The sequence below is a fragment of the Actibacterium naphthalenivorans genome, from assembly GCF_014196965.1.
Lineage (GTDB): Bacteria > Pseudomonadota > Alphaproteobacteria > Rhodobacterales > Rhodobacteraceae > Actibacterium_A > Actibacterium_A naphthalenivorans.
Window position 1 is genome coordinate 367,132 of the sequence record NZ_JACIEQ010000003.1, and the last position, 13,946, is coordinate 381,077.

General features: G+C 64.4%; 9 protein-coding genes. 5 read left to right on the top strand and 4 right to left on the bottom strand.

The annotated features are described in order from the left end of the window. Nucleotides 1–299 precede the first annotated feature (299 nt). The 5 genes from GGR17_RS13110 to GGR17_RS13130 all read left to right on the top strand — a co-directional run bounded on the left by GGR17_RS13110 (nt 300) and on the right by GGR17_RS13130 (nt 8,596). On the top strand, nt 300–2,129 hold the full coding sequence (locus tag GGR17_RS13110; RefSeq protein WP_082386686.1) for a sigma-54-dependent Fis family transcriptional regulator: 1,830 nt from the start codon (nt 300–302) through the stop codon (nt 2,127–2,129). Nucleotides 2,130–2,306: 177 nt separating this feature from the next. Next, entirely contained in the window at nt 2,307–4,460 is a 2,154-nt protein-coding gene (locus GGR17_RS13115) for a hydantoinase/oxoprolinase family protein (protein ID WP_054539960.1), read from the top strand. Between the two features lie 22 nt (nt 4,461–4,482). Beyond that, the gene (locus tag GGR17_RS13120) at nt 4,483–6,798 is read left to right on the top strand and encodes a hydantoinase B/oxoprolinase family protein (protein WP_054539961.1); all 2,316 of its coding nucleotides are present in this window, start codon (nt 4,483–4,485) and stop codon (nt 6,796–6,798) included. A 77-nt stretch (nt 6,799–6,875) separates the two neighbouring features. Beyond that, complete coding sequence (locus GGR17_RS13125; RefSeq protein ID WP_054539962.1) at nt 6,876–7,376, top strand: acetone carboxylase subunit gamma; 501 nt, start codon at nt 6,876–6,878, stop codon at nt 7,374–7,376. A gap of 182 nt (nt 7,377–7,558) precedes the next feature. Continuing rightward, the gene (locus GGR17_RS13130; protein ID WP_054539963.1) at nt 7,559–8,596 is read left to right on the top strand and encodes a zinc-dependent alcohol dehydrogenase family protein; all 1,038 of its coding nucleotides are present in this window, start codon (nt 7,559–7,561) and stop codon (nt 8,594–8,596) included. A 54-nt stretch (nt 8,597–8,650) separates the two neighbouring features. On the opposite strand, the gene GGR17_RS13135 is transcribed toward GGR17_RS13130, so the two are convergent. From GGR17_RS13135 to GGR17_RS13150, 4 genes are all read right to left on the bottom strand, one after another. Then, entirely contained in the window at nt 8,651–10,441 is a 1,791-nt protein-coding gene (locus tag GGR17_RS13135; protein ID WP_054539964.1) for a gamma-glutamyltransferase family protein, read from the bottom strand. 100 nt (nt 10,442–10,541) lie between these two features. Further along, nucleotides 10,542–11,423, bottom strand: coding sequence for an ABC transporter permease (locus tag GGR17_RS13140; protein ID WP_054539965.1), 882 nt, complete (start codon nt 11,421–11,423; stop codon nt 10,542–10,544). Continuing rightward, nucleotides 11,420–12,364 (bottom strand): ABC transporter permease, encoded by a 945-nt coding sequence (locus GGR17_RS13145; protein WP_054539966.1) that lies wholly within the window; start codon nt 12,362–12,364, stop codon nt 11,420–11,422. Before GGR17_RS13145 ends, GGR17_RS13140 begins: the two co-directional genes overlap by 4 nt. A 69-nt stretch (nt 12,365–12,433) precedes the next feature. After that, complete coding sequence (locus GGR17_RS13150; protein WP_054539967.1) at nt 12,434–13,945, bottom strand: ABC transporter substrate-binding protein; 1,512 nt, start codon at nt 13,943–13,945, stop codon at nt 12,434–12,436. Between the last annotated feature and the right edge of the window lies 1 nt (nt 13,946).

The window sequence follows — 13,946 nt, forward strand, 5'->3', positions numbered from 1 at the left end:
CCATCCTGCCGTTTCGGCCAGTATGCGCAACAGGATCGTCACCACAAGCCGGGCTGAGCTGGCTTCTGGTTTAGCTCACCTTAATCCCACAGCGGATCGCAAGCGCGCCCGGATACGGGCCGTGCGCCGCCCCCGGGCCGCAATGCAGCGCGGAAGGTCGCTGCGAAAGTTCCGCATGTCGAAGACGGGCATCCCGATGCCCCCCTCCAGCAGCAGCACAAAGGGTGTTCGGAGTTGCCCTTGACATGAGGGGCACCCGGTACCTTACAATTCGCTGGTCTCGATACAAGGCGCTATACATGCCGGAGAGCATCCAGAAGGAGGACTGGGAGCGATTCCGTGCGCTGGGGAGCGTGCCCCCCAGCATCCGTGAAGTCGTGCTCAGATCCTGGGTCAGATCACAGGAAGACAAGCAGCTTGGCGCGCGCAATTTCGCGCCCAGCGTGGCGCAGGAGGAATTGCGCACCATCCGCCGGCGGAACGCCCGGCTGCGTCAGGCGGCGCAATCCGTGCTGGAGCGGGCGGGCTACATGCTCAGCGACTCCGGCGCGATGCTGCTTTTGTGCGACGACAGAGGCGTCGTGATGGAGGCGACGGGGGATTCCCGCATGCTTGCGCGCGGACAGGAAAATCACCTGCAGCCCGGCGGGCGCTGGGACGAGCGGGCGATCGGAACCAACGCCATCGGCACGGCGCTGCACATGGGCAAGCCCATCACCATTTCCGGGGTCGAGCATTTCTGCGAAGCGATCCAGCGCTGGTCCTGCGCCGCCGCGCCCGTGCGTTGCCCGGCCAGCGGCGAGGTGCTGGGGGCGGTGGATATTTCCGGCGCCTCGGGCGAACTGTCGGGGCCGGTCTCTGCACTTTCGGTGACGCTCGCGCTTCAGATCGAAGAGGTGATGCGCAGCAACGGGCTGCGCGAACACCAGCGTCTGATGGCGTCCTTCCTGTCTGGCCGCAGCCATTGGGGCGGTGATGAAGTCTTGTTGCTTGATGGCCATGGCCAGCCGGTCTGGTCGAGCACGGCCTTCGACAGGGCAGCGGAGGAGGCGACCGGCGGGGTCGGCGACGTGACCCGGCTGATCGCGCCCGGCGAGGGAGACGCCCGCGCCATGGCCGAACAGATGCGCGTGCTCCTGCCCGAGGCGGGGGTGGATATTGTCGGCCCGCCGGGCGAGGCGCAGGGCGTCGTCGTGACGCTGAAACGTGCAACACACCGGCGGGGTACGCCCCTGTCTTCGGGCCGCGCCGTCACCCTGTCCGACATCGCCGCGACCGGGCCCCAGATGGCCGAGATCTGCGACAAGGCGGGCAGGTTCGTGGAACGCGGAATGCCCTTGCTGATCGAGGGGGCGCCGGGCACCGGCAAGGAAACGCTGGCGCAGGCGCTGCACGCGGCGGGGGCACAGGCGGGGCGGCCGTTCATGATCGTCGATTGCAGCCTGCTCGACCCGGACATGCTGCGCGCCGATCAGGCCGCAGGCACAGGTTTCATGCAACTCGCCGAAACCGGGGGGACACTCTGTCTCGATGAACCGGGACAAACGCCCGCCGGGGTGCAGGCGCTGTTGGCACAGGCTCTGGCCGCGCTGGCCCGCGAACGGCCTGCGGTGCAGGTGATGTCCCTGTCCGCGGCGACACTGTCAGAGTGCCTGCGATCGGGCGAGCTGCGCGGCGATCTGCATTTTCGCCTTTCGGCGGCCAAGCTCGCCCTGCCCGCGCTGAGCGAGCGGCGCGCCGACATTCCGGGGCTTTTGCGCCAGCTCTCGGAAAGCTGCGCGCGGGCACGCCAGGACAAGGCCCTGCGTTTTACCCCCAAGGCGATCATGCGCTTGCAGGCCCATCCATGGCCCGGCAACATCCGCGAGCTGCGCAATCTTGTGGAGACGCTGTCGGCGATTTCGCTGAACCGTCTGATCGACGTGCCGGACCTGCCGCCCGAGATCACCGCGCCAGCCGGCGAAAAACGCGACGACACGCTGCGCCAGCGCGAACGGTCGGCGATCCTGGATGCGCTCGCCGATGCGGGCGGCAACATCACCCAGGCCGCGCGGCAACTGGGAATTTCGCGCTCCACGCTCTACCTCAAACTCGATCAATACGGCCTGCCACGCGGCCGCCGGAACTGACGCCGGGCGCTCTGGGCGCCGCGCCGCTCCCGCCGGATCCGGGGGGCCCTCGGCGTCTGCGGCTTAGCGTCCGCAGCATGTCCGACAGATTGTCCGATATTCGAACAACACGACTCCCGCATCCGGCGGCATGCTTTTCCCATGCCACGGCAAAGGTGGCGCAATGGGAGGAAAACCATGCCATTGGACAAATCCAACAAACGCAGCGTGCAGGTGCTTGGCATCGACGCGGGCGGCACGATGACCGACACGTTCTTTGTCGACAGCGACGGCGAATTCGTGGTCGGCAAATCTCAATCCACGCCGGACAACGAAGCGCTCGGGCTGATCGCCTCATCGCGTGAGGGGCTGGAACACTGGGGGCTGACGCTGGAGGAAGCGCTCTCGGGGATCCAGACGGGCGTTTATTCCGGCACGGCCATGCTCAACCGCGTGGTGCAGCGCAAGGGCCTGCGCTGCGGGCTGATCGTCAATGCGGGGATGGAGGATTTCCACCGCATGGGCCGCGCCATTCAGGCCTATCTGGGCTTTGCCTATGAGGACCGTATTCACCTCAACACCCACTATTACGACGATCCGCTGGTGCCGCGTCAGCTGACGCGCGGCGTGATGGAGCGCATCGACATGTCGGGAAACGTGGTGATCCCGCTGCGCGAAACGACCGCGCACACGGCGGCGAAAGAGCTGATCGCGCAGGATGTCGAGGGCATCGTGATTTCGCTTCTGCACAGCTATCGCAATCCCGAACACGAGCGCCGGGTGCGCGACATCGTGCTGGAGGAGATCGAGAAATCGGGCAAGAAAATTCCTGTCTTCGCCTCCACCGACTATTACCCGGTGCGCAAGGAAAGCCACCGCACCAATACCACCATCCTCGAGGCGTTCGCCGCCGAACCCTCGCGGCAGACGCTTCAGCAGATCACGAGCGCCTTCAAGGAAAACGGCTCGAAATTCGATTTCCGGGTGATGGCGACCCATGGCGGCACGATCTCGTGGAAGGCCAAGGAACTGGCCCGAACCATCGTGTCGGGGCCGATCGGTGGGGTGATCGGGGCCAAGTATCTGGGCGAGGTGCTCGGGTACAAGAACATCGCCTGTTCCGACATCGGCGGAACGTCCTTCGACGTGGCGCTGATCACCGAGAATGAGCTTACCATCCGCAATGACCCGGATATGGCGCGCCTGGTGCTGTCCCTGCCGCTTGTGGCGATGGATTCGGTTGGCGCGGGCGCGGGCAGCTTCATCCGCCTCGATCCCTATACCAAGGCGATCAAGCTGGGGCCGGATTCGGCGGGATATCGCGTCGGGGTCTGCTGGGAGGAAAGCGGCATCGAGACCGTCACGATTTCCGACTGTCACGTGATCCTGGGCTATCTCAACCCCGACAACTTCCTGGGTGGTCAGGTCAAGCTGAACCGCGAACGCGCCTGGAACGCGATGAAGGAACAGATCGCCGATCCGCTCGGGCTTACGGTCGAAGACGCCGCCGCCGGCGTCATCGAGCTGCTCGACAGCGACCTGCGCGACTACCTGCGCTCGATGATCTCGGGCAAGGGCTCGACCCCGGCCAACTTCGTCTGCTTCTCCTACGGCGGGGCGGGGCCGGTACACACCTACGGCTACACCGAGGGGCTTGGCTTCGAGGACATCATCGTACCGGCATGGGCTGCGGGGTTCTCTGCCTTCGGCTGTGCTGCGGCGGATTTCGAATACCGCTACGACAAGTCACTGGACATCAACATCTCGGTGGACGCGAGCGACGATCTCAAGGCCAACCAGGAACAAACGCTTCAGGCGGCCTGGCAGGAGCTGAAAGAGCGCGTTCTGGAAGAGTTCGAAATCAACGGCTATTCCGCCGACAAGGTGGAACTGCAGCCGGGTTTTCGCATGCAGTACCGCGGCCAGCTCAACGATCTGGAAATCGAAAGCCCGATCATGCAGGCCCACACCGCCGGCGACTGGGACAGTCTGGTCGAGGCGTTCAACGCCACCTATGGCAGGGTCTATTCCGCCTCGGCGCGGTCGCCCGAGCTGGGCTATTCGGTGACCGGCGCGATCATGCGCGGCACCGTGCCGATCCAGAAACCCAGGATTCCGAAGGAAGAGCTCGGCCCGGAAACGCCCCCGGACGCGGCCAGGCTGGGCACGCGCAAGTTCTACCGCCACCGCGAATGGGTGGATGCGCAGATCTTCCAGATGGAGGGCCTGTTGCCCGGCAACCACGTTGTCGGCCCCGCGATCATCGAATCCGACGCCACCACCTTTGTCGTGCCCGGCGGCTTCGAGACCTGGCTCGACCAACACCGGCTGTTCCATCTCAAGGAAGTCTGATTTCTCAGGGAGGAGAAACACAATGAACATTCAATCCGAAGTCCAGACCCGCGGCATCGTCCGCGGAGGCGAGACCCTGAAACAACACCGCGACCGGCTGATGGAGGCGACCAAGGCCACCGGCCACTACGCCGGGCTTAAGAAGATGGAGCTGCGCGACAGCGACCCCATCATGTACAACAAGCTGTTCTCACGGCTGCGCGCGGGTGTGGTGGACGCCCGCGAGACCGCAAAGAAAATCGCGGCCTCCCCCATCGTCGAGCAGGAGGGCGAGCTTTGCTTCACCCTCTACAACGCGGCCGGCGACTCGATCCTGACGTCTACGGGGATCATCATCCACGTGGGCACCATGGGCGCGGCGATCAAATACATGATCGAGAACGGATGGGAGCAAAATCCCGGCATCCGCGACAAGGACATCTTCTGCAACAACGACTCGCTGATCGGGAATGTGCACCCCTGCGACATCCACACCATCGTTCCGATCTTCCACGAGGACATGCTGATCGGGTGGGTCGGCGGGGTCACCCACGTGATCGATACCGGCTCGGTCGGGCCGGGGTCCATGTCCACCGGGCAGGTGCAGCGCTTTGGCGACGGTTACTCGATCACCTGCCGCAAGATCGGCGAAAACGACATACTCAACCGTGACTGGCTGCATGAGAGCCAGCGGATGGTACGCACCACCCGCTACTGGATGCTGGACGAGCGTACCCGCGTCGCCGGCTGCCACATGATCCGCGATCTGGTGCAGGAGGTGATCGCAGACGAGGGCATCGACGCCTATTGGAAATTCGCCTACGAGGCGGTGGAGCACGGCCGGGTCGGCCTGCAGAACCGGATCAAGGCGATGACCATTCCGGGCAAATACCGCCAGGTCGGATTTGTCGACGTACCCTATGCGCATGATGATGTGCGCGTGCCCTCTGACTTCGCCAAGCTCGACACGATCATGCACACGCCCTCGGAAATCACGATCCGGGGCGATGGCACGTGGCGGCTCGATTTCGAAGGCTCGTCCCGCTGGGGCTGGCACACGTACAACGCGCATCAGGTAAGCTTTACCTCCGGCATCTGGGTGATGATGACGCAAAGCCTCATTCCCACAGAGATGATCAACGATGGCGCGGCTTACGGGACAGAGTTTCGCCTGCCCAAGGGAACGTGGATGAATCCAGACGACCGGCGGGTGGCGTTCAGCTATTCCTGGCACTTCCTCGTGTCCTCGTGGACGGCGCTCTGGCGCGGGCTGTCGCGCAGCTATTTCGGGCGCGGCTACCTCGAAGAGGTGAACGCGGGCAATGCCAACACCTCGAACTGGCTGCAGGGCGGCGGGTTCAACCAGTATGACGAAATCCATGCGGTGAATTCGTTCGAATGCGCGGCCAACGGGGTGGGCGCCAGCGCTCATAGCGACGGGATCAGCCATGCGGCGGCGGTCTGGAACCCCGAGGGCGACATGGGCGACATGGAAATCTGGGAACTGGCCGAGCCGCTGGTCTATCTGGGCCGGCAGATCAAGGCCAGCTCGGGCGGCGCGGGCAAGTATCGCGGCGGCTGCGGGTTCGAAAGCCTGCGCATGGTGTGGAACGCCAAGGACTGGACGATGTTCTTCATGGGCAACGGCCATATCAGCTCGGACTGGGGTCTGATGGGTGGGTATCCCGCGGCCTCGGGCTATCGTTTCGAGGCCCATGACACCGGGCTGAAGGAAAAGATCGCCAATGGCGACCCGATCCCCTTTGGCGGTGATACCGACCCGGAAAATCCGGTTTATGAAAGCATGCTCGAAGGGGCGCGGATCAAGCGCGACAAGCAGGCGATCACCACCGAAGCGATGTTCAAGGATTACGACCTCTACCTGAACTACATGCGCGGCGGTCCCGGCTTCGGCGATCCGCTGGACCGCGAACCGCAGTCGGTGGCCGATGACGTGAACGGCGGCTATCTGCTCGAACGTTTCGCCGCGAGCGTCTACGGCGTTGTCCTGTCGGACGCGGGCGATGGCATGAAGGGCGTGGACATGGCCGCGACCGGGGCCAGGCGCGCGGAGATCCGCAAGGACCGTCTGGCGCAATCGGTGCCGACGCAGGAGTGGATGGCCGCAGAGCGCGAGAAGATCCTCGCCAAGGATGCCGGTGTCCATGTGCAGCAGATGTTCGCCGCCTCCTTCAAGCTCGGGCCCCGTTTCGAGAAAGAGTTCCGCGACTTCTGGACCCTGCCGGACGACTGGAAGCTGATGGAAGCCGACCTGCCGATCCCATCCTACGGGCGCGAATACTCGATGGATATTTCCGAACTCCCGGACGTGAAAACCGTCCAGTTCGTCGAGGAATAAGCCCAGCACAGGCCGCGCCCTTAAAAGACACCGGGCGCGACCTCTCATCTTCAAGGTCAATCCACAGGGAGGACATCATGGCCTATACCAGATCCAAGATCAAAGACCTCGTCGACGGCAAGATCGACCGCGACACGCTCCATACCATGCTCTCGACCCCGAAGGATCAGGAGCGGTTCCAGATCTATCTCGAAGTGTTGCAGGAACAGGTGGAATGGGACGATCCGATCATCCTGCCGCTGGGGCCCAAGCTCTATATCGTGCAGCGCCAGTCAGACATGAAATGGATGATCCGTTCGCAGGCCGGCCACGATTTCTGCGAATGGGATCAGAACTGGAAACTGCATGCCCGGGTGCGGGTGCGCGACACGCCCGAACAGATGGAAGAGCTTTACCCCCGCCTGATGGCCCCCTCGACCGACTGGCAGGTGATCCGCGAGTATTTCTGCCCGCTCTCCGGCGATCTGCTGGATGTCGAGGCGCCGACGCCCTGGTATCCGGTGATCCATGACTTCGAGCCGGATATCGAAACCTTCTACCGCGACTGGCTGGGGATGAAGGTGCCGGAACGGGCCTGATCGCCTTCGGATTCCGGTTTCCGAAAATGATTTGCGGGGGCGGCGCTGCGGCAGCCCCCGCTTTCGGGCGCTGTCTGGTGAAAACTGTCTGAAAATCGGACAGTTGCAACCACGTGAGCAACCTTTCCGTAGTTTGGCGGGATGCTACGTTGCGATCGAGACTTTGAAAGAGGAGGCATGTGATGAAAGCTCTCGTGTATAACGGGCCGGGTCAGAAAGACTGGGTCGAAAAAGAAAAACCCGGAATTGACAAGCCCACCGATGTGATCGTGCGCATCACCAAGACGACGATCTGCGGCACCGATCTGCATATCCTGAAGGGCGACGTTCCCGCCGTCACCCCGGGCCGCACGCTGGGCCACGAAGGCGTCGGCGTGGTCGAAGAGGTCGGCCCCGCGGTGCGCAATTTCAAACCGGGCGATCCGGTGCTGATCTCCTGCGTGACCTCCTGTGGCGCCTGTCCGAATTGCAAGCGCCAGCTCTATGCGCATTGCTCGGACGGCGGCTGGATTCTGGGCCACCTGATCGACGGCACGCAGGCCGAATATGTGCGCATCCCGCATGGCGACAATTCGCTCTACCCGATCCCGGACGGCGCGGATGAAGAGGCGCTGGTGATGCTGTCGGACATCATGCCGACCGGGCTGGAGATCGGGGTGCAATACGGCAAGGTCAAACCCGGCGACACCATCGCCATCATCGGCGCCGGGCCCGTGGGCATGTCCGTGCTTTTGACCGCGCAATTCTACTCTCCGGGCAAGATCGTGATGATCGACATGGATCCGGCGCGGCTCGAACTCGCGAAACAATTCGGAGCCACCGATACGCTTCAGGTCGGAGAGGTCGATGTGGTCGAAGAGATCATGAAGATGACCGATGATCTCGGCGTCGATGTGGCCATCGAGGCCGTGGGCGTGCCCGCGACCTTCGACATCTGCCAGAAGATCGTTTCGGCCGGCGGCGCCATCGCCAATGTCGGCGTGCATGGTAAACCCGTCGAGCTGCATATCGAGGAGCTTTGGATCAAGAACATCAATATCTCGATGGGGCTGGTGAACACCAATACCACGCCGATGCTGCTCAAGACGCTGAATTCCGGCAAGGTCAATCCGGGCAGGCTGGTGACCCACCGCTTCAAGCTCGAAGAGATCCTCGACGCCTACGAGGTTTTCGGCAATGCCGCGCGCGAGAAGGCGATGAAGGTGATCCTCAACGCCTGACGGCTGCAAATCCCGTGCCCTGCGGCAGGAACCTGTTCCTGCCGCAGGGCCGCTTTACCGGCCAACCGCGTAGGCCTGCATCAGGCGCGGCGTGGCGGCGGCGCGCAGCAACCCGCTGGCATCGCGTTGCGCCGCGGTCAGACGACCGACGCTCCAGGGCTCCGCAACCTCCACATCATGACCGCGCGCGCGCAACTCTTCGATCGTGGCCGCGCCGAAACCGGGCTCGATCATCAGATGGCCGGGGCGCGTGGCGCGGGGGTAGAACGAGGCCTGAAAATGCGCGGTGTGAAACAGCGGCGCGTCGATGGCCTCTTGCAGGTTGCGGGTCTGGTGCACCAGCCGCAGGAAGAAGATCAACTGCCACTGGTCCTGCTGATCGCCGCCCGGCGTGCCGAAGGCCAGCGCCGGCCGGCCGTGCAGATTGGCCATCGACGGCGAAAGCGTGGTGCGCGGGCGCCGCCCCGGCGCCAGCGAGGTCGCCAGCCCCTCTTCCAGCCAGAACATTTGCGCGCGACTGTTGAGCGGCATCCCCAGCCCCGGCACCACGGGCGAGGATTGCAGCCATCCGCCCGACGGCGTGGCCGAAACCATGTTGCCCCATTGGTCGATCACGTCGATATGCACGGTATCGCCGCGCTTTTCGGACAGATGCGCCATGGTCGGTTCGCCCGCCCCGGCCCCCGGCCCCGCCTCGGGGGTCATTGCGCCGCGCCGGATCGCGGCGGCGGCCTGTGCGCCGTAACCTTCGATCACGCCGGGGCGCTGTTCCAGCGAGGCGGTGGCCCCGATCTGGGCGCGGCGGGTGGCGGCATAATCGCGCGAAAGCAACGTATCCATTGGGATGTCGCTGAAATTCGGGTCACCGTAATAGGCTTCGCGGTCGGCGAAAGACAGTTTCATCGTCTCGATGATCAGATGTACGAAATCGGGGCCGGCCGGGTCCATGTCCGCAATCCCGCTGCCCTCGAGGATGCGCAGCGATTGCAGCAACGTCGGCCCCTGCCCCCACGGCCCGGTCTTGAACACTGTCCAGTCGCCATAATCCACCGACAGCGGCGGCTCGTAGCTGGCCTGCCAGTTGGCCATGTCGTCGCCGGTCAGCACCCCCTTGCGGCGGCCCCCGGCGGCGTCCATCACCTCGGCCTGTCTGACCCATGCGTCGATCGCCTCGGCCACGAAGCCCTTGTAGAAGGCACCGCGCGCCGCCTCGATCTGCGCCTCGCGGCCCTCGGCGGCCTCGGCCTCGTCCAGCAGGCGGCGCCAGGTGGCGGCAAGATCGGGGTTCTTGAACAGGCGGCCCGCCTCGGGCACCTTGCCGCCCGGCAGCCAGGTCTCGGCAGAGGTTGGCCATTCATCGCGGAAGAAATCGGCCAGTCCGGCAATCGTGGCCGCCACACGCGGCAGCAACGGGTGGCCGGCTTCGGCATAATGGATCGCGGGTTCCAGCACCTCGCGCAGCGTCATCGAGCCGTGATCGCGCAGCAAAAGCATCCAGCCATCGAACGCGCCCGGCACAACCGTGGCCAGCATCCCCGAACCCGGAATCAGATCAAGCCCCTGCGCCTTGTAATGCGCGATCGTGGCGCCGGCGGGGGCCACGCCCTGGGCGCAGATCACGGTGGGCGCATCAGCCCCCGCCGGGCAGAAGATCAGCGGCAGATCGCCCAGCGGCCCGTTCAGATGCGGCTCAACCACATTCAGAACCAACCCCATGGCTACCGCCGCGTCGAAGGCGTTGCCGCCCTTTTCAAGCAGGGCCATGCCCACCGCCGAAGCAATCCAGTGCGTCGAGGTGGCAACACCGAATGTGCCGGCGATCTCGGGCCGTGTCGTGAAGTTCATGGGTTACCTTTCCACTGTTGCCCGATCCCTGCGGGCGGCGCCGTTCCGCGCGGCTGTTCATTCTCTGCTCGGGGCCCGCGTGGCCCCCGAGCGCGGCGTGTCATGTTTCCCGCGGGTCCAGCGCATCGCGCAGCCCGTCGCCGAGAAGGTTGAAACCCAGCACCACCAGAAAGATCGCGATGCCGGGCCACATCGCCATCCACGGCGCCTGTTCCAGAAAATTCTTGGCGATGTTCAGCATCGACCCCCAAGAGGGCGCCGGCGGCTGCTGGCCCAGCCCGAGGAACGACAGCGACGCCTCGGCGATGATCGCGGTGGCGACCGTCAGGGTGGCCTGCACCAACAGGGGCGGGAAGATGTTGGGCAGGATATAGCGCCGGATGATCGCGAGATCGGTCAGGCCGATGGCGCGGGCGCTTTCGACATAATCCTCTGTCATGACGCTGAGGGTCTGGCCACGGGCCAGCCGGATGAAGGCGGGCATCGCCGAAAGGCCGATGGCGATCATCGCATTGGTCAGCGACGGGCCCAGAAAGGCCGCCAGCGCGATCGCGAGGATCAGGAAGGGCGCGGCCAGCAATGCCTCTGTCACGCGCGAGATGGCCGCGTCTGTCCAGCCCCGGCGATAGCCTGCGGCAACGCCCAGCGGAATCCCCAGCAAGAGCGCGATGAACACCGAAACCACCCCCGCCATGAGCGAGGCCTGCGCGCCCCAGATCATGCGCGACAGCACATCGCGGCCGATCTCGTCGGTGCCGAACGGATGCGCGGCCGACGGCGGTTTGCGCACGGCCAGCCAGTCGGTTTCCAACGGGCCGGGCACCGGCAGCACCGGCGCCAGAAGCGCGACACAGACGAAAAACGCGACCAGCACAGCCCCGAGCAGCGCCGAAGGGTTGCGGCGGAACTTGGCCCAGACCCGGCTTTTCATCCGTTTTTGCGGGCCCGGGGCGATGCCGGCGGTATCGGAAAGCGCGCTCATGTATCCCTCATGCGGGGGTTGAGGATGCGGTAGGCCGCATCGGCCAGAATGTTCATGGCGATAAAGGCGACGGCGGTGCACAGCACGATGCCCTGCACCACGGCGTAGTCGCGGTTGAAGACAGCATCGACCACCAGTTTGCCGAAACCGGGAATGGTGAAGATCTGCTCGGTCAGGACCGCGCCGGCCAGCAACTCGCCAAACAGCAGCGTGGCCACCGTGACGATCGGCACCAGTGCATTGCGCAGGGCGTGTTTCAGGATCACCACCCGCTCGTTCAGCCCCTTGGCGCGGGCGGTGCGCACATAGTCGGATTTCAGCACCCCCAGCATGGCCGAACGGGTGTGCCGCATCAGCGTGGCAGCCAGCCCGGTGCCCAGCACGAAGGCCGGCATGATCATGGTCTGGATCGAACGCAGGGGATCTTCGCTCAGCGGCGCATAGCCGGAGGCCGGCAACCAGCCAAGGTTCACCGACACCAGCAGGATCAGCATGATCCCGAGCCAGAAGTTCGGGATCGACAGCCCCGACAGCGCAACGATATTGGCAAGCCAGTCAATCCAGGTGCCCTTGCGATAGGCCGAGAGGATGCCGGTGGGCACCCCGATGAATACCGCGATGATCAGCGCCATAACCGCAAGCTGGATCGTCACCGGAAGCTTTTCGCCGATCAGCGTCAGCACCGGCTGCCGGGTGCGCAGCGAAATGCCCAGATCACCTTGCAGCACGCCGCCGATCCAGTGGAAATACTGCATGTAGAGCGGATCGTTGAGGCGGTATTTCTCGCGCAGGAAGGCCAGCACCTCGGGATCGCGCTCTTCGCCCGCCATGGCCAGCACCGGATCGCCCGGCAAGAGCTTTTGCAGCGTGAACACGAAGACCGAGATCAGGATCACCGTGGGAATGGCGATCAGAATTCTGCGCGCAAGAAAGCCGAGCATGTCGGGGGCTCCATCGGGGGCATGGGTGGGGTCGGCCCGGCGACGCGCGCCGCCGGGCCGGATGTCGGATCATTCGGTGAAGGACACGCCTTCAAGCCGGATCATGCCGTCGGGATAGGGCACGAAACCCGCGATCTTGTCGTCCAGCGCCCAGATCCACGTGACGTGATAGAGATAAAGGATCGGCAGCTCTTCGATCAGGATCTCGCGCGCGGCATCGTAGGAGGCCTTGCGCTCGGCCATATCCGTCGAGACGCGCGCCTTGTCGAGCAGGGCGTCGACCTCGGGGATGCAGACCTTGGAATCGTTGATGCCACCATTGCAGGTCATGAACTGATGGATGTTGCCATCGGGATCGACCCGGCCCGACCAGCCGATCTGGCTGGCGGTGAAATCGCCGGCGGACTGATCCTTCAGCAGCGTGGCGAATTCCTTGGCCACCAGCTTTATGTCGATGCCGGCCTCTGAGGCCATGGCCTGAACGACCTGCATCATCTGCATCTGAACCGGGTTGTTGGTCACCTGAATCTCGATCTCGAGGCCGCTCTCGTATCCGGCCTCGGCCAACAGGGCCTTGGCCGCATCGACATCGCGTTCGGGCACCGGAAAACGGGTGTCATACCAGGGCGAGGTTGGCGGGAAGGGCTGATTTCCCGGCGCGAAGGCGCCTTCGAACACCACCTGATTGAGCACATTGCGGTCGATGGACAGTGACAGCGCCTTGCGAACCCGGGCATCTTCGCCCAGCGGGTTCTTGGCACGCTCACCATTGGCCAGGTTCATGGTGATACCCTGATAGCCCAGCGAAACCGCCTGTTCGATGATCAGCCCGTCGTCGCCCTTGGCCGAGCCCAGATCGGTCGCGGCCAGACGCTCCAGCATATCCAGGTCGCCCGAGCGCAGGTTCGCCAGACGCACGGTGGTATCGGGGATCGGCAGGAAGGTCACGCTGTCGAAGCTGATCTCGTCGGCGTTCCAGTAACCCGCGAATTTCTCCAGCACGATCCGGTCCTGCTGGATACGCTCCTTGAAGGAAAACGGGCCCGAGCAGACCGGCGTCAGGCCGAAATCCGCGCCCGTCTCGGCCGCCGCCGTCGGCGACATCATCATGCCCGAGCGGTCGGCGAACTGCGCAAGCAGGGTGGCATCGGGCGCGGTCAGGTTGAACTTGATGGTGTAGTCGTCCACCACCTCTGTCGAGGCGATGGATTTCACCTCGGACTTGCGGCGGCTTTCCGGCATGGTCTGGCTGCGCTCGATATTGGCGGCCACGGCGGCGGCGTTGAACGGCGTTCCGTCGTGAAAGGTCACGCCGTCACGCAGGGTCATGGTCAGCGCCATACCGTCGTCGGACCAGCTCCAGCCGGTGGCCAGCTGCGGCACGATTTCAAGGCCGGGGGTGATATCCACCAGCTTGTCGCAAAGCGAGGCATAGACGATGCGGCCCACGAAGGTGCGCGATTGATCGGGGTCGAGGATATCGGGGTCTTCCTGAAGGCCGATGCGCAGGTCGGCGGCGGATGCGCCGCCTGCCGCCAGCCCGAAGGCCAGGGCGAGAGCGAGTTTCTTGGACAGTGCCATG

What these genes read in the sequence shown, in the direction of transcription:
- GGR17_RS13110 (WP_082386686.1), top strand. Translation starts at nt 300, where the DNA reads ATGCCGGAGAGCATCCAGAAGGAGGACTGGGAGCGATTCCGTGCGCTG.
- GGR17_RS13115 (WP_054539960.1), top strand. Translation starts at nt 2,307, where the DNA reads ATGCCATTGGACAAATCCAACAAACGCAGCGTGCAGGTGCTTGGCATC.
- GGR17_RS13120 (WP_054539961.1), top strand. Translation starts at nt 4,483, where the DNA reads ATGAACATTCAATCCGAAGTCCAGACCCGCGGCATCGTCCGCGGAGGC.
- GGR17_RS13125 (WP_054539962.1), top strand. Translation starts at nt 6,876, where the DNA reads ATGGCCTATACCAGATCCAAGATCAAAGACCTCGTCGACGGCAAGATC.
- GGR17_RS13130 (WP_054539963.1), top strand. Translation starts at nt 7,559, where the DNA reads ATGAAAGCTCTCGTGTATAACGGGCCGGGTCAGAAAGACTGGGTCGAA.
- GGR17_RS13135 (WP_054539964.1), bottom strand. Translation starts at nt 10,441, where the DNA reads ATGAACTTCACGACACGGCCCGAGATCGCCGGCACATTCGGTGTTGCC.
- GGR17_RS13140 (WP_054539965.1), bottom strand. Translation starts at nt 11,423, where the DNA reads ATGAGCGCGCTTTCCGATACCGCCGGCATCGCCCCGGGCCCGCAAAAA.
- GGR17_RS13145 (WP_054539966.1), bottom strand. Translation starts at nt 12,364, where the DNA reads ATGCTCGGCTTTCTTGCGCGCAGAATTCTGATCGCCATTCCCACGGTG.
- GGR17_RS13150 (WP_054539967.1), bottom strand. Translation starts at nt 13,945, where the DNA reads ATGGCACTGTCCAAGAAACTCGCTCTCGCCCTGGCCTTCGGGCTGGCG.